Source organism: Motiliproteus sp. SC1-56, from assembly GCF_017309075.1.
Lineage (GTDB): Bacteria > Pseudomonadota > Gammaproteobacteria > Pseudomonadales > Balneatricaceae > Motiliproteus.
In genome coordinates this window covers 33440-48582 of the sequence record NZ_JAEMGS010000002.1, presented here as the reverse complement: position 1 = coordinate 48582, position 15143 = coordinate 33440, and the positions used below count along the sequence as shown (strand labels likewise).

Genomic DNA, 15143 nt, shown 5'->3' with positions numbered 1-15143 from the left:
TAAGATAACGGTATAAAACGCATCGAGCTCCCGGGTCGCGTCTCACCGCCCGTTCCCGGTGAGGTTCAGGTAGAGCCTGGGCAGCATGACCGGCAACCGGTCCGGGTCGCTGATCACCGTGTAACCGCGGTCACCGAACAGGTACGGCAAATAGTCGTTACCGGCATCATCAATGGTGACGCAGAAGGGCTGCAGCCCCTGCTGGCGTGCCTCCAGCACCGCCTGGCGCGTATCTTCAATGCCGTAGCGGCCTTCGTAACGGTCGATATCGTTGGGCTTGCCGTCCGAGAGGATCAGCAGCAGTCGCTGCGATGCCTTCTGGGTCTGCAGCACCGCCGTTGACTGGCGGATTGCCGCGCCCATACGGGTATAAAACCCGGGCTTGATAGCCAGCAGGCGACCCCGGGCTTCGTCGCCGTAGCGTTCACCGAAATTCTTGAGCAGCTGGTAACGTACCTGCTTGTTCTTGATCGAAGAGAAACCGTAGATCGCAAAAGGGTCGCGGCTGCCGGAAAGCGCCTCGGCGAAGAGCACCAGGCTGTCGCGGATCACATCGATCACCCGCTGATCGCCCCCAAGCCCCGCCTCGGTGGACAGGGAGAGGTCCGCCAGCAACAGGCAGGCCAGATCCCGGTGAGGCTGGCTGCGGTCCAAGTAGAGGTTGTGACAGGTTTCGGCACGCGTGGGCTGGGTACAGAACTCCATCCAGGCGTCTAGGTCGATCTCCTCCCCCTGGGGCTGACGGCGCTGCATGCGCCGCTCGGGGCGCAGCAGGGCAAAACGGTCCTTGAGCTGGCGGGCCTGACGGCGCAGGTGTTCAGGCAGCGGCGCGGGCAGCGCGTCATCGGCCAGCATGGGTTGCAGCAGGCAGTAATCGTTGATCAGCGCCTGGCGGCGGTGATCCCATTCCGGCAGCCGAATGCCCTCCCCCAGCGGCAGGTCATCCTGCTGGGGCGCCGGCAGATCCAGGTCGAACTTGATGCGGGCGGCGCCGGCCCGACGCTGCCGGGAGAGGCTGATGATGTCAAGGTCCTCTGCCGCCGAGCCCGGGTCCTCCTCCAGGTTCTCTTCCTGGCAACGATCCAGCTCCACCTGCTCGGCCCAGCTGAACAGGCATTCGAGCTTGAACACCAGCAACCCGTCGGTCTGCTTACTGTCGTCAAAGCGCTCGGCCTGCTTGCGACTCCCTTCCAGACTCTCTTCGGCACGGCTACCGTCGCCCTGATCCTCAAGGTCATCCCGGGTGCTCGGCGCCAGGGCGCGCAGCGGCGCCGGATAGACCCAGAGCGGCACCGGCAGCGGATCCCCCTTGGCAAGGGGCAGGCGGTCCACGGAGCCCGGCTGGCGGATGGCCTGCTGGATCACCATTTCCCGCTCCCGCTCGGCACCCTGGAGGGTGTCCAGTGAAGGCCGGGAGACCAGGGTAGCGTCGGCGAGACGCCAGTACCCTTCAGCCAGGCCCGGCCGTTTCTCCAGCAATGCCAGGGTGGCCCGCTGGTTATCCACGAACCAGTGACCGATACGGGGCAGCTGGGCGCTGAGGGCGGTGAGCCAGAAGTAAAGGGAGGTATTCAGCTCGGCCTCGGGAAAGCAGGCGATGCTGGGGGGCAGCCGCAGGCTGCGCTCGTCCTGCCAGCAGACCGGAAACCGACGGTGTGTGCCGGCGAGCCGCTGCACCAGACGACGCCGGGTCTCCAGCAGCCGGGAATCGGCCCCTTCCAATCCCTTACCGGGATCGCCACCCAGGGCACGAAAATAGAGGCCCAGCTGCGTTTGCAGCTCGCTGAGCTGCACCCGGGCCGCCTCAAAATCGGTACGGGCCTGGCGGGTGATCAGCTTGTGCCAGAGCTCGCCTACAAATTCTTCCATGGTTCGGTCTCACTGTCGGTTGGGTTCCACCCCTTAGCTCTGCATCCGTCGGGCACAGAGCTAAAGAATCGAAGCGGGATGAAGGCGGGGACCCATGGTCCCCGCCTGACGGATCAGCTACAGCTGCCGCAGCAGACCGCCGGTCGGGCTTCACCCTCGACCAGGGATTCTTCGTCACTGACGGTTTTGCCGCCGACGAAGAAGCTGGCGAAATAGGCCACGAGCCCCGCAAAGAAGATCAACCCGAAGCCCAGGCGCACCCAGTAGAAGGGAATCAGCTTCTCCTGGGTCATCATGAAGCTCAGCGCCAGGCTGTCCTCGGGCAGGCGCTGCAGGGCCACCTGGTAGGCACCGGCCACGGTGAGGGCCAGGGTGATCCCCAGCATGCTCAGACACATGGCCCAGAATCCGAACCGCTCCACCGTCTGCGCCGACGCCGGGTTGCCCTGGGGGCGGCCGCGCATGATCGGCATGGCGTAGGAGATAATGGTCAACACGATCATCGCGTAGGCGCCGAAGAAGGCCAGGTGGCCGTGGGCGGCGGTGATCTGCGAGCCGTGGGTAAAGTAGTTCACCGGTGCCAGGGTATGGATAAAGCCCCATACACCGGCGCCCAGGAACGCCATGGTGGCACAGCCCAGCGCCCAGGTGGTGGCGATGCGGTTGTTGTGCTCGTAACGGCGCTGGCTCACCATGCGAAACGCGAAAAGCACCATCATGAAGAACGGAATCGGCTCCAGCGCGGAGAAGATAGAACCCAGCCACAGCCAATATTCACCCGGGCCGATCCAGAAGTAGTGGTGGCCCATGCCGATGAGGCCTGAGATCAGCGCCATGGCGATGATCACGTAGAGCCACTTCTCGATCACTTCCCGGTCAACGCCGGTGACCTTGATCAGGGTGAAGGCCAGGATGGCGCCCAGAATCAGCTCCCAGACTCCTTCGACCCAGAGGTGTACGACCCACCACCAGAAGAACTTGTCCAGCACCAGGTTGTCCGGGTTGTAGAAAGAGAACAGGAAGAACACCGCCAGCCCGATCAGACCGGTTATCAGCACCATGTTGATGACGGTCTTACGCCCCTTGAGGATGGTCATGCCGATGTTGAAGATAAAGCCCAGGCAGACCACCACGATCCCCATCTTGGTGATGGTGGGCTGCTCCAGGAACTCCCGGCCCATGGTCGGCAGCAGGTGGTTGTAGGTGATTTCCGCCAGCTCGGCATAGGGCACCAGCAGGTAACCGAGGATGGTGGCGACGCCTGCGGCGGCGAACACCCAGAACAGCACCCGCGCAAGCCAGGGGCTGTGCAGCTCGGTGTCGCACTCCTCGGGGACCAGGTAATAGGACGCCCCCATAAAGCCGAACAGCAGCCAGACGATCAGCAGGTTGGTGTGAACCATACGCGCGACGTTGAACGGCAGGTACGGGAACATAAAGTCGCCGATGATGTACTGCAGGCCCATGATCAGGCCAAACAGGATCTGGCCGGCGAAGAGGGCCAGGGCGAAGATAAAGTACGGCTTCGCCACCGCTTGTGATTGAAATTTCATGAAATCCCCCTCTTAACCCTGCTTGTTGGGCGGCCAGTCGTTATCGTTGATCCGCGACGTCCAGATCAGGAACGCAGCCAGATCATTCACTTCGGACTCCGTCAGGTGGAACTGGGGCATTTGCCGCCGACCCTCGGTCTTAAGCGGCTGCATCGCCATCCAGGCCTGCAGAAACTGGGTGAAGGTTTCCTCGCTGCCCTGGCCGTAACGGTCGTAAACGTTGGCCAGCTCCGGGGCAAAGTAGGCGCCCTCGCCCATCAGGCTGTGGCAGCCGATGCAGTTGTTGTCTTCCCAGATCGCCTTGCCGTTGGCCACCGCCGGGGTGATGTTTTCCCGGTGGTCGCGCTTGGGCAACTCGAGCATGGTGTCGAAGGTCAGCCCCACCAGCAGCAGGAAAAAGAACACGCCCCCGCCGTAGTAGATGTTTCTGGCCATGCCTTTGTTGAAGCTGTCAGCCATGGTGTACTCCTATTCCGTTGAAAAAGACGTCGGCGGTTGTCGTGCTCAACCGTTCCGCCCCGACGGGGTGCGGATCGGGAATGCCAGAAGCACTGGCTTGGTGGTATGTCATGGTGGCTCCTCGTATTTTTTAACCTGTGCCCTCCCTATACCAAGAAACGTGCCAGATTTTATTTATATGTTTTTATTGAATTTTTTATTTTTGTTGTCTTTTTGACAGCAGCCGCTATGCTGTCCAAATGACAACAAGGAGTCACAATGACAACACCCGCCTTTTTCCACAGCCTCACCTCTATCGTCGAAGACCTGTCCCGGGACCTCCCGGCGCCCAGGCGCTACCGCCGCCTCTTGGAGGCCATGCTGCGGATTTTTCCCTGCGACGCGGCGGCCCTGCTGCAGCGCCAGGACGACCACCTCAAACCCCTGGCGGTCGACGGCCTCAGCGACGACACCCTGGGGCGGCGCTTTGTCGTGGCCGAACACCCCCGCCTGGCGCGCCTGCTGTCGGCGCGAGAACCGGTGCGCTTCCCGGCCGATTCCGACCTGCCCGACCCCTATGACGGGCTGGTGGAGAACGACGACCAGCAGCTGCACGTGCACGACTGCATGGGGTTCGCCCTGCACATCGACGGGCATCCCTGGGGGGTACTGACCCTCGATGCGATGCAGCCGGGTACTTTTGACGGCATCGATCCCCTGGAGCTGCAGACCTTTATCAGCCTCACCGAGGCCACGGTGAAAGCCGCCGAACGCATGGACAAGCTCGCCGCCCGGGCCGAACGCGAACACCGGGTCGCCAAGGCCCTGGCCGAAGAGAGTTCGACCCTGGAGATCATCGGTGACAGCGAACCGATCAAGCAGCTCCGGCAGGAGATCGCGGTCGTCGCCCGGTCCCACCTCACCGTGCTGGTACTGGGAGAAACCGGGGTAGGTAAGGAGCTGGTAGCCCGCCAGGTACACCACCAGTCCCCCCGGGCCCAGGAGCCCCTGGTCCAGGTCAACTGCGCGGCCTTGCCGGAAAACATCGCCGAGAGCGAGCTGTTTGGACACGTGCGCGGCGCCTTTTCCGGGGCCGTCGCCGACCGGGCGGGCAAGTTCGAAATTGCCGACGGCGGCACCCTGTTCCTGGATGAGGTGGGGGAACTGCCCCTCTCGATCCAGGCCAAGCTGCTGCGCGTGTTGCAGAACGGCGACCTGCAGAGGGTGGGGAGCGACAACGCGGTGAAGGTCGATGTACGGGTCGTCGCCGCCACTAATCGCGACCTGCAAAGGGAGGTCGCCGAGGGGCGGTTTCGCGCCGATCTCTACCACCGCCTCAGCGTCTACCCCGTCAACGTTCCTCCCCTGCGGGACCGGGGCCGCGACATCCTCCTCCTCGCCGGCTACCTGCTGGAGAGCAGCCAGCGCCGCCTCGGGGTCCAGGGGCTGCGACTCTCGGATGCGGCCAAGAGCGCCCTGCTCAGTTACGACTGGCCAGGCAATGTCCGCGAGCTTGAGCACCTGTTGAGCCGCGCGGCCTTGAAAGCGATCGCCGCCCAGGGACGGGACAGCCGCACCATCATTCTCCACCCCACGGAACTGGATATCGCGCCACAAGCCCTGCCGGCCACAGTTCTTCCGGATGCAGAGCGCGTCCACCCCGAGTCGGCGTTTCAATTGCCCCCGGGAGTGGCCTTGAGCGAAGCGGTTGATCAGTTTCAGAAAGATTTGGTGAGGGAAGTACTGAGCCGCCATCAAGGCAATCAGGCAGCGGCGGCCCGGGAGCTGAACGTCAACCGGAGCAATTTCTCCCGGCTGTTAAAACGACTGGCACTGCGCTGAGGGGATGCAGGGATGATCGGGCGATTTAAAGTCCGCCGCGATCGGACAAGTGGCAAGCCACCGCACAACGCGAAGATAGAAGGAAAAAAAACAGAGAGGAGGAGGAGAGACAAACAAAGAGAAGCCCCGTTCCCTGCATAGGAACGGGGCTTTCAGATTTCAGGAACCGTCTTTTTTCAGGAACCGTCTTTTTCAGGAACCGTCTTTGGGGCCGGAGGCCACGGCTTTGTGAGACCGGCCTCCCATAAGCTGGCGGTAAAGGCCAGAAAGGTCCATGGATGCGGAGGCTAGCAGATAGAGGGCGACCGCGGTCATTATCCAGAGAAATATCGTCATAGGGGCCATCCTGAGCCGCTTGGAAACATACGCTTACCAATCCGTTGGTTTTTGTCAAAACCGGCAGCGTGGTTAAACCTTAGTCCTCACTGCCCGAATTACAACCAATTGAGCTGGAGTTATTTTCAACTCACTTGCCGCTTTCTGGCACAGGTTTCGCGTCACCGGCGCGCTGAAACTGGCCGCGGTCTTCCAGCAAGGTACAGACCCGCTGCCTGATCTCCTCGATCTGATCCTGGCTGTACGGTTTGGCGGTGTGCTTACCCCAGACGGGGGCCGGCCAGGCGGGATCGCCCTCGTAACGGACCACGTGGTGGATGTGGAGCTGGCGCACCACGTTACCCAGAGCGGCGACATTCATCTTATGGGCGGCGAAAATATCCGCCAGATTCTGCGATAGTACGCTGGACTCGCGCATCAGCATGCGCTGATCCTCTTCACCCAGGTGGTGAATTTCCGTGACGTCCGGGCGCCTCGGCACCAGGATAAACCACGGGTAGTTGGCATCCTTCATCAGCAGCAGATCACAGAGCGGGAAAGTCCCCAGCAACAGGGTATCCGCTGCCAGTTGCGGGTCCAGGCCAAACCGGTGCAGTTCCGGGTCCAGCAGGTGGGCCTGATCATCAAGTTCCAAGTCATCCATCGCCACTATCCTCTTGCGCGCCCTTTGAACTATCAGCCGGTAGTATAAGCACGGGATTCAGCTGGCACGCAACAGGCGCACCCCGGGCGCCGCTCAGCCACGGGCCGCCCGGCGATAACGGGCCTTGGTCTCCTCCGCCTCCTCGCGATGGTCCACCATCGGCGCCGGATAACCCTCGATCGCCCCGCCCTTTTCCAGCCCGTGAATCTGCGCGGGCTCCAGCTCGGCGAGTTCGTCCACCCAGCGACGGATATAGGCTGCCTGCGGGTCGAAGCGGCGCTGCTGACGCCAGGGATTAAACACCCGGAACCAGGGCTGGGCATCGCAGCCCGTGGACGCCACCCATTGCCAGTTACCGTTGTTGAGGCAGGGGTCGTAATCCACCAGTTTGCGGGCGAAGTAGGCCTCGCCGCGCCGCCAGTCGATATGCAGGTCCTTGACCAGAAACGCGGCGGTCACCATTCGCAACCGATTGTGCATCTCGCCGCTGCGATTGAGCTGACGCATACCGGCGTCCACCAGGGGAAAGCCGGTGCGCCCTTCGCACCAGCGCTCAAATGCCGCCTCGTCGTTATTCCACTCAAGGGCATCAAAACGGCGGTCAAAGGCGCCCTCAAACACGTGGGGCCAGTGCCAGGCGACGTGGACAAGAAAGTCCCGCCAGTAGAGTTGCCGGACGAACGAGTGGTCAGCGCCCAGGGCCTCACAAGCCCGGTGGTAGGCCCGGCGCACCGAGCAGGTGCCAAACTTCAGCGCCGGCGAGAGGCCGCTGGTGCCATTGATGGCAGGCAGGTCGCGCTGGTTGTCGTAGTCGCCGAGCTCATCCAGCCGTGCCAGTTGATCCTCGGCCGCCTTGGCGCCTGCCGCGGTCATCGGCCAGCGTTCGGCCAATGCAGGGTCGCGGGGCAGTTCCTCGGCGGCGGCGTCGCTCAGCCAGCGCCCCTCGGGCATCGCTTCCGGCGCATCGATATGGAGCTGGCGGGCACGGCGGTAAAACGGGGTGAAGACCCGGTAGGCGCTGCCGTCGCTTTTCGCGATCTCCTCGGGCTCGGTCAGCAGCGCATCGGCAAAGGGGTGAAATCCAATGCCGAGCGACCGGCATGCCCGGGCGAGTCCCGCATCCCGGTCCCGGCTGAAGGGGGTGTAATCCCGGTTCACAAACAGGGCGTCGATGCCCAGGCGCTCCACCAGGCTGGCGAGCAGAGATTCAGGATCGCCACGGTAGCAGTGCAGGCGGCCACTCTTTTCTCCCAGCGCCTGATCCAGCGCCGCAAGGGCCCGGAACAGGAAGGCCAGCCCCGGCTCACTGCGATAGGGGTGCGGCGCCTGCTGGCGTGGATCGAGAATAAAGGCCGGCAGGACCTCCTCCGATCCTACCAGGGCGGCGTTCAGCCCCCGGTTGTCGTCAAGGCGCAGATCCCGGCGAAAAAGAAAAAGTGAACGTTGGTAGCCGGCCATACTCATTAGCCTGAGGGATTTTTTGAAGGATAGCCCAGGGTGAACTCGTCAGTGGAAGCCGACATTCGCGACCAGTACCGGCGCCTGAGTGACATTACGGCCATCGCTCGCGACCAGTGGGAACGCCTTTTCCCCCAGGGCGCACCTTTCCTGGATCAGCGCTACCTGCAGGCCCTGGAGGCGTCGGACAGCGTCGGTCCGGTCCAGGGCTGGGAGCCGGCCCATATTGCGCTGGGCGCGACCGCCGAGGCCGCGCTCCCGCTCTATCTCAAGACGCACTCCTACGGCGAATACGTGTTTGACTGGAGCTGGGCCCGGGCAGCCACGAGCTACGGCATCGACTATTACCCAAAGCTGGTGACCGCGGTCCCCTACACCCCCGCGAGCGGCCCGCGGCTGGGTTATGGGTCCGCCACCGACGTCCGCAGGCTGCTGCAAGCGGTTCAAACCGAGGCCGAGCACCAGGGCGCCTCTTCCTGGCACCTGTTGTTCGCGGACACCCGAACCAGCGAACAGGCAAAGGCGGCGGCTCCCGGGGACATGCACCTGCTGGAGCGCCATGGATGCCAGTTCCGCTGGCACAACCGTGATTACCAGGATTTCGACGACTACCTCTCCCGGTTCGCCTCCCGCAAGCGCAAGGGGATCCGGCGCGAGCGGCGCAAGGTACATGAACAGGGGGTGCGGCTACGCCGGGTGGAAGGCGCGGAGATCGACGACGCCTTGCTGAAGCGGTTTTACCGTTTCTACCGTCAGACCTACCACGTCAGGGGGCAGACGCCTTATCTCACCGCCGGTTTCTTCCGTCACCTGCGCGACTGGATGCCCGAGCACCTGATGCTGGTCTGCGCGGAAACCGAGCGCCAGCCGGTGGCCTGCGCCCTGTTTTTGAAGAGCGCGCGCGGCCTCTACGGGCGCTGGTGGGGCGGTGACCCGACCATCGACTGCCTGCATTTCGAAACCTGTTACTACCAGGGCATCGAATACGCCATTGAGAAGCGGCTGGCCTACTTCGATCCCGGAACCCAGGGCGAGCACAAGCTGCTGCGCGGTTTTGAGCCGGTGATCACCCGCTCCTTACACTGGCTGCGCGACCCCGGGTTATCGGCGGCCGTGGCCGCCTGGCTGCGCCGGGAACGGCAGCACATCGCCGCCTACCGCGAGGAGGCCCGCACCTACCTGCCCTTTAAATGCGACCTTTGACGGTTTCTGGGCAGCCCTAGCTCTAGCACCCCGTTGCAAGCCCACCCACTGACGCGCCCCCGCCCCCCGCTAACGGTTGATTACGAGGGATATTCCGACCCTCGACGCAAACTCCCCCCACGTCAACTATCTTTGAAAAACAGCAACTTGATCTACCGCCACGGTAGCGGTTTGACGAGGCGAAAACGAGTGAGCGACAAGGCGGGAGTCGACAGATGAAGGCGCAGGTTCTGCTGGTGGATGACGAGCCCAACATCCTCTTGTCCCTGGAGTTTCTGATTAAGAGAGCCGGCTACACGGTGGCCACCGCCTGCGACGGTGAACAGGCCCTGACCCAGGTGACGGCACTACAGCCGGCGTTGGTGGTGCTGGACATCAACATGCCCAAGATGAACGGGTACGAAGTGTGCGAAAGAATACGTGCCAATCCTGCCTGGCAGGAGATCCGGATCATCCTGCTGACCGCCAAGGGGCGCGATGTGGAACGGGAGAAAGGGCTGGCCCTGGGCGCCGACGACTACGTGACCAAACCCTTTTCCAACCAGGAGCTGATGACCAAGATCCAGTCCCTGCTTCCCGCCGACTGAGCGACCATGAAGCCCCTCAGAACACTTGTCATCACCCTCTTCGGCGCACAACTTCTGGTCGTCGCGGGGGCGGCGTTCTGGCTTCGCCTTGAACAGGGACAGGCCCTCGCCGCACTGCTGGGCGCCGCAGCGTTGATGCTGTTGCTGCAGGCGGTCTGCGCGGGGTGGCTGCGTAGCCGCCTGTTCAGGCCCCTGCGCGGGCTTGAGCGCGGTAACGAAATCATCCTCAAGACCCACGCGGCCCACGACCTGGAGCTTCCCCGCCACCACCTGCTGGGCCGGCTGCCCGAGCAGATTCACGCCCTGGGGGACGAAATTGCCCGTGGGCGCAACGAGATCGCCAGCGCCCTGCGCACCGGCGCCGAGCGGGCAGAACTGCAGCGTCGCCGCCTCGAGCAGGTGATCCAGGGGCTCGAGGAAGGCGTCATCGTCTGCGACACCGACGCCCGCATCCTGCTCTACAACCCGGCGGCGCACCGGGTGCTGGAGCAACACCCGGCGCTGGGGTTGGGGCGGTTGCTTTACGACCTGCTCCCGCGCACCCCCATCGAACACACCCTGGACCGGCTCAACAGCCCCGACTGCCAGGACGCCCAGTTTATCAGCGCGGTGGTGGACCGGGAGTTGCTGCTCAACTGCCGCCTGGGGTTGCTGCGCGCCGTTGACGAGCACCAGGGCAGCCCCTCCCGACTGGGCAGGGGCTTCGTCCTCACCTTTGAGGACGTCACCGCCCGCCAGCAGACCCTGCAACGTCGGGACCGCCTCTTCAGCGCCACCCTTGAGGCGCTGCGCCGGCCCCTGGCGAGCCTGCGCGCCGCCGCCGAAGCCGTGACCGACTACGGCGACATGGGCGCCGAACAGCGCCGCGCCTTCGTCCAGGTCATCAATGATGAGAGCCAGCGGTTGAGTGAGCAGGTGGCCGAGCTGGCCGGCAACGAGCGCACCCTGGTGGGCCAGAAATGGCAACTGGCGGACATCTACTCCGCCGACCTGATCCACCTCCTCACCCGCCGTTTCGGCGACGAGGACCCGCTGGCTGTGACCATGACCGGCATTCCCCAGTGGCTCACCACCGACAGCTACGCGCTGGTGGCGCTCCTGGAGCACATCACCCGCTTTGTCGCCGACAAACTCGAAGTCCAGGCCTTTGACGTGGAAGCCAGCGGCGGCGGCCAGGGGGTCTACCTGGATCTTTCCTGGTCAGGCCGGGCCTTGAGCACCTCGGAGCTGGAGGCCTGCCGCGCGGCGACCCTCGGGCAGGTGGTGGGCAAACCCTCGGCGGACGAGCTGCTGCAACAACTGGGCAGCGAACTCTGGAGCCAGCCCCATCCGCGACTGGAGAGCCGGGCCCAGGTGCGCCTGCCGCTGCCCGCGCCCGAGCAGTCGGCCGAAGATGCCGCCCCGCCTTTGCCGACCCGGCCCATGATCTACGATTTCAACCTGTTCGAGGAGCGTGACCGCCACGGCCCCCTGATGGAACGCCCGTTACGCCAGCTCGACTTCGTGGTGTTCGATACCGAAACCACCGGCCTGCACCCCGAGTCCGGCGACGAAGTGGTCTCCATCGCTGCCGTGCGCATCGTCAACCAGCGCATCCTGCCCGACGAGAACTTCAACGAACTGGTCAACCCGGGCCGCCCCATCCCCCGGGATTCGATCCGCTACCACGGGATTACCGACGAGCAGGTCAAGGACGCGCCCGATATCGTCGAAGTGCTGCCCCGCTTCAAGGCCTACGCCAAGGACGCGGTGCTGGTGGCGCACAATGCCTGGTTCGACCTGGCCTTCATCCGCCGTCGCGAGGCCCAGTCCGGGGCCTACTTCACCAACCCCATTCTCGATACCCTGATGCTCTCGGTGTGCCTGCACGGCCAGGAGGTGGACCAGTCCCTGGATGGCATCGCCAACCGCCTGGGCATCGATATCCTGGGGCGTCACTCCGCCCTCGGCGACAGCCTCGCCACCGCCCGCATCCTGCTCTCCCAGATCGACCTGTTGGAAGCCCGCGGCATCATCACCCTGCGCGACGCCCTGGAGGCGTACCGCTGAGCCCGGAGGATTTGCCATGAAAGCCCCAGTCAGCCGCGCCCCCCTGCTACCCTTTGCCGCCACCACCCTGCTGCTGCTGCTCAACTACCCCTGGCTGTCCCTGTTTGACTCCAAGCACCTGGTGGCGGACATCCCGCCCCTGTTCCTTTACCTGTTCGTGCTCTGGCTGGTGTTCATCCTGACCGTCCGGTTCCTGCTCCACCCCGGCCCGGTGGACGAGGGCGATTCCCCCGTCCGACCGCGGACAGGGACCGACAAGGCGCGCGGGAACCGCGGTGCTTAGCACACCCGTGGTGGTCGTCACCATCGCCCTCTACCTGGGGCTGCTGTTCGCCATCGCCTTCGTCGCCGACCACCGCGCCAAGCAGGGGCGCTCGCTGATCGCCAACCCCTACATCTATACCCTCTCCATCGCGGTCTACTGCACCGCCTGGACTTTCTTCGGCAGCGTCGGCTGGGCCGCCAAGACGGGCCTTGGATTCTTGCCCATCTACCTGGGACCCACCCTGATGGCGGCGCTCTGGTGGCTGGTGCTGCGCAAAATCGTCCATATCTCCCGCCGCCAGAGGATCACCTCCATCGCCGACTTTATCGGCTCACGCTACGGCAAGAGCGCCCAGCTCACAGGACTGGTGACAGTGATCGCGGTGGTGGGCATTCTTCCCTACATTTCCCTGCAGCTCAAAGCGGTGTCGAACAGTTTCATCCTGCTGCAGGGCTACCCGGCCCTCGAGGTTCCCGTGGGCAGCAGCCCCCTGCTCTGGCACGACACCGCGTTTTACATCGCCCTGCTGCTGGCCGCCTTCACCATCCTGTTCGGCACCCGGCATATCGATGTCTCCGAGCGCCATGAAGGGATGGTGGCGGCAATCGCCTTTGAATCGATATTCAAACTGGTGGCCTTTCTCGCCGTCGGTCTCTACGTCACCTTTCACCTGTTCGACGGTCCCGGCGACATCTTCCGGCAAGCAGCGCACGACCCCGAGCTGGCGAAACTGCTAACCCTCGAGGCCCTGCCCGGCGGCTACGCCAGCTGGCTCTCGTTGATGCTGATCTCCATGTCGGCGATTCTCTTTCTACCCCGCCAGTTCCAGGTCGCCGTGGTGGAAAACGTCAACGAGGAGCACCTGCGACAGGCCAGCTGGCTGTTTCCCCTCTACCTGCTGCTGATCAATATCTTTGTGCTCCCCCTGGCCCTGGGCGGCCTGCTTCTGCTTGACGGCAGCGTCGACCCCGATACCTTCGTGCTGACCCTCCCCATGGCCCAGCAGGCCGAAGGGTTGGCGCTGCTCGCCTTTATCGGCGGCGTATCGGCGGCCACCGGCATGGTCATCGTCGCCACCATCGCCCTGGCGACCATGATCTCCAACGAGCTGATTCTCCCCACACTGCTGCGTACCCGCCGCCAGGAGGAGGCCAAGGGACTGCTGCCCGAGGGCGACCTGAGCCGCTGGGTGCTGCGGATTCGCCGTGGCAGCATCCTCGTCATCCTGCTGCTGGCCTACCTCTATTTCCGCCTGATCGGGGAGTCCTACGCCCTGGTCTCCATCGGCCTGGTCTCCTTCGTCGCCGCCGCCCAGTTTGCCCCGGCCATCCTCATCGGCATCTACTGGAAGGGCGCAACCCGGCAGGGGGCGCTGGTGGGATTGCTGGCGGGCTTTGTGATCTGGGGCTATACCCTGCTGCTGCCGGCGCTGGCCAAATCCGGCTGGCTCCCGATCAGCATCGTCGAGGAGGGGCTGTTCGGCATTGCGGTGCTCAAACCCTACGCGCTGTTCGGACTTGCCGAACTGGACCCGATCACCCACGCGGTGTTCTGGAGCCTGCCGATCAATATTTTCCTGCTGGTGACCGTCTCCCTTTACAGCAACCCGAGCCTGATCGAAAAGGTCCAGGCCAGGGAGTTCGTGGACGCCTTCAAGGATGTGGAGCCGGGGCGCGGGCGGATCGATGTCTGGCGGGGCACGGTCACCGTGGCCTCCCTCAAGGCGCTGGTGGCCCGCTTTACCGGCGAAGAGGCGGCCGAACGGGCCTTCAACCAGTTTGCCCTGGAACGGGGGTTCAATTTTGAGGATCAGACCATTGCCGAGCCCCACACCCACCTGGTCAGCTACGGGGAGCGGCTGATCGCCGGGGTGATCGGGGCGGCCAGCGCCCGGGTGATGATCTCCACCCTCTACAAGGGCCAGACCCTCAACATCGACGACGTCATGGATATCCTCGACGAGACCTCCCAGGTGGTGGAGTACAGCCACCAGCTGGAGGAGAAGACACGCCAGTACGAAGCCGCCACCGCCAAGCTGCGCGCCGCCAACGAGCGCCTGCAGCAGCTGGACCGGCTCAAGGACGACTTTGTCTCCACCGTGAGCCACGAGCTGCGCACCCCCCTCACCTCAATCCGCGCCTTTTCCGAAATTCTGCTCAGCGAGCCGGACCTGGAAATGGACAAGCGCCAGGAGTTTCTGCAGATCATCGTCGATGAAAGCCAGCGCCTGACCCGACTCATCAATGATGTGCTGGACCTGGCCAAGCTCGATGCCGACAACTTTCAGTGGACCCTGGCCGACACCGATCTCAAGCAGCTGGTCCACGACGCCACCAAGGCGGTCTACCAGCTTTACCAGGAGCGGGGCATCCGCCTTCGCACCGAGTTTCCCGACGCCCGGGTGATGGCGAAAATGGACCGGGACCGGATCCTGCAGGTGGTCATCAACCTGCTCTCCAACGCCGCCAAGTTCTGCCCGGAGAACCGGGGCCGGGTGAAAGTCAGCCTGCGGGCGGACGCCCACTGGGTCACGGTCTGCGTCGACGACAACGGCCCCGGCATTCCGGCCTCCTTCCACGACCGGCTGTTCGACAAGTTTCAGCAGGTGGAGGATGAGCAGCAGGGCAAGCCGAAAGGCTCGGGCCTGGGGCTGGCGATCTGCAAGGGGATTATCGAGCACCATGGCGGTCGCATCTGGGTGGACAGCGCGCCCGGCGCCGGCAGCCGTTTTTACTTCAGCCTGCCGCGCCGGCAAAGCGGCGCGGATACGGGCCCCTAGCGCAGGCGTTGGCGATGCGCCGTTAACGCGCCGGCGGCGGCGTCTAAAAAATCACCGCCGCGCCCCGTCACCCGCTCTGCGGGCGCTCGGGCGCTGACTTCAGTGCTTGGCCACAACCTTA

The 15143-nt window shown here is 64.0% G+C and carries 11 protein-coding genes; 6 read left to right on the top strand and 5 right to left on the bottom strand.

Annotated features, from left to right (window positions below; genetic code table 11):
- Nucleotides 1–42: 42 nt before the first annotated feature.
- From JGZ97_RS02070 to JGZ97_RS02060, 3 genes are all read right to left on the bottom strand, one after another.
- A complete protein-coding gene (locus JGZ97_RS02070; RefSeq protein ID WP_207060946.1) occupies nt 43–1869 on the bottom strand; it encodes a nitric oxide reductase activation protein NorD in 1827 nt (608 codons plus the stop codon).
- A gap of 113 nt (nt 1870–1982) precedes the next feature.
- The gene (locus JGZ97_RS02065) at nt 1983–3422 is read right to left on the bottom strand and encodes a cbb3-type cytochrome c oxidase subunit I (RefSeq protein WP_207060945.1); all 1440 of its coding nucleotides are present in this window, start codon (nt 3420–3422) and stop codon (nt 1983–1985) included.
- 12 nt (nt 3423–3434) lie between these two features.
- The gene (locus JGZ97_RS02060; protein ID WP_207060944.1) at nt 3435–3881 is read right to left on the bottom strand and encodes a cytochrome c; all 447 of its coding nucleotides are present in this window, start codon (nt 3879–3881) and stop codon (nt 3435–3437) included.
- A 258-nt stretch (nt 3882–4139) separates the two neighbouring features.
- Here JGZ97_RS02060 and norR point away from each other — a divergent pair, with 258 nt between their 5' ends.
- Entirely contained in the window at nt 4140–5702 is a 1563-nt protein-coding gene (gene norR, locus JGZ97_RS02055) for a nitric oxide reductase transcriptional regulator NorR (RefSeq protein ID WP_207060943.1), read from the top strand.
- Nucleotides 5703–6168: 466 nt separating this feature from the next.
- On the opposite strand, the gene JGZ97_RS02050 is transcribed toward norR, so the two are convergent.
- Together JGZ97_RS02050 and JGZ97_RS02045 are read right to left on the bottom strand one after the other, a co-directional pair.
- On the bottom strand, nt 6169–6681 hold the full coding sequence (locus JGZ97_RS02050; protein WP_207060942.1) for an HIT domain-containing protein: 513 nt from the start codon (nt 6679–6681) through the stop codon (nt 6169–6171).
- A gap of 93 nt (nt 6682–6774) precedes the next feature.
- On the bottom strand, nt 6775–8139 hold the full coding sequence (locus JGZ97_RS02045; RefSeq protein ID WP_207060941.1) for a deoxyribodipyrimidine photo-lyase: 1365 nt from the start codon (nt 8137–8139) through the stop codon (nt 6775–6777).
- Nucleotides 8140–8178: 39 nt separating this feature from the next.
- Here JGZ97_RS02045 and JGZ97_RS02040 point away from each other — a divergent pair, with 39 nt between their 5' ends.
- From JGZ97_RS02040 to JGZ97_RS02020, 5 genes are all read left to right on the top strand, one after another.
- The gene (locus JGZ97_RS02040) at nt 8179–9342 is read left to right on the top strand and encodes a GNAT family N-acetyltransferase (RefSeq protein ID WP_370583978.1); all 1164 of its coding nucleotides are present in this window, start codon (nt 8179–8181) and stop codon (nt 9340–9342) included.
- A gap of 215 nt (nt 9343–9557) precedes the next feature.
- On the top strand, nt 9558–9929 hold the full coding sequence (locus tag JGZ97_RS02035) for a response regulator transcription factor (RefSeq protein ID WP_207060940.1): 372 nt from the start codon (nt 9558–9560) through the stop codon (nt 9927–9929).
- A 6-nt stretch (nt 9930–9935) separates the two neighbouring features.
- A complete protein-coding gene (locus JGZ97_RS02030) occupies nt 9936–11978 on the top strand; it encodes an exonuclease domain-containing protein (protein ID WP_207060939.1) in 2043 nt (680 codons plus the stop codon).
- Between the two features lie 16 nt (nt 11979–11994).
- Entirely contained in the window at nt 11995–12261 is a 267-nt protein-coding gene (locus tag JGZ97_RS02025) for a hypothetical protein (protein WP_207060938.1), read from the top strand.
- Nucleotides 12254–15022 (top strand): sensor histidine kinase, encoded by a 2769-nt coding sequence (locus JGZ97_RS02020; protein ID WP_207060937.1) that lies wholly within the window; start codon nt 12254–12256, stop codon nt 15020–15022. Before JGZ97_RS02025 ends, JGZ97_RS02020 begins: the two co-directional genes overlap by 8 nt.
- Nucleotides 15023–15143 lie beyond the last annotated feature (121 nt).

Excerpts from the sequence above, each read along its gene's own strand:
- JGZ97_RS02070 (WP_207060946.1), bottom strand. The coding sequence starts at position 1,869 with ATGGAAGAATTTGTAGGCGAGCTCTGGCACAAGCTGATCACCCGCCAG.
- JGZ97_RS02065 (WP_207060945.1), bottom strand. The coding sequence starts at position 3,422 with ATGAAATTTCAATCACAAGCGGTGGCGAAGCCGTACTTTATCTTCGCC.
- JGZ97_RS02060 (WP_207060944.1), bottom strand. The coding sequence starts at position 3,881 with ATGGCTGACAGCTTCAACAAAGGCATGGCCAGAAACATCTACTACGGC.
- norR (WP_207060943.1), top strand. The coding sequence starts at position 4,140 with ATGACAACACCCGCCTTTTTCCACAGCCTCACCTCTATCGTCGAAGAC.
- JGZ97_RS02050 (WP_207060942.1), bottom strand. The coding sequence starts at position 6,681 with ATGGATGACTTGGAACTTGATGATCAGGCCCACCTGCTGGACCCGGAA.
- JGZ97_RS02045 (WP_207060941.1), bottom strand. The coding sequence starts at position 8,139 with ATGGCCGGCTACCAACGTTCACTTTTTCTTTTTCGCCGGGATCTGCGC.
- JGZ97_RS02035 (WP_207060940.1), top strand. The coding sequence starts at position 9,558 with ATGAAGGCGCAGGTTCTGCTGGTGGATGACGAGCCCAACATCCTCTTG.
- JGZ97_RS02030 (WP_207060939.1), top strand. The coding sequence starts at position 9,936 with ATGAAGCCCCTCAGAACACTTGTCATCACCCTCTTCGGCGCACAACTT.
- JGZ97_RS02025 (WP_207060938.1), top strand. The coding sequence starts at position 11,995 with ATGAAAGCCCCAGTCAGCCGCGCCCCCCTGCTACCCTTTGCCGCCACC.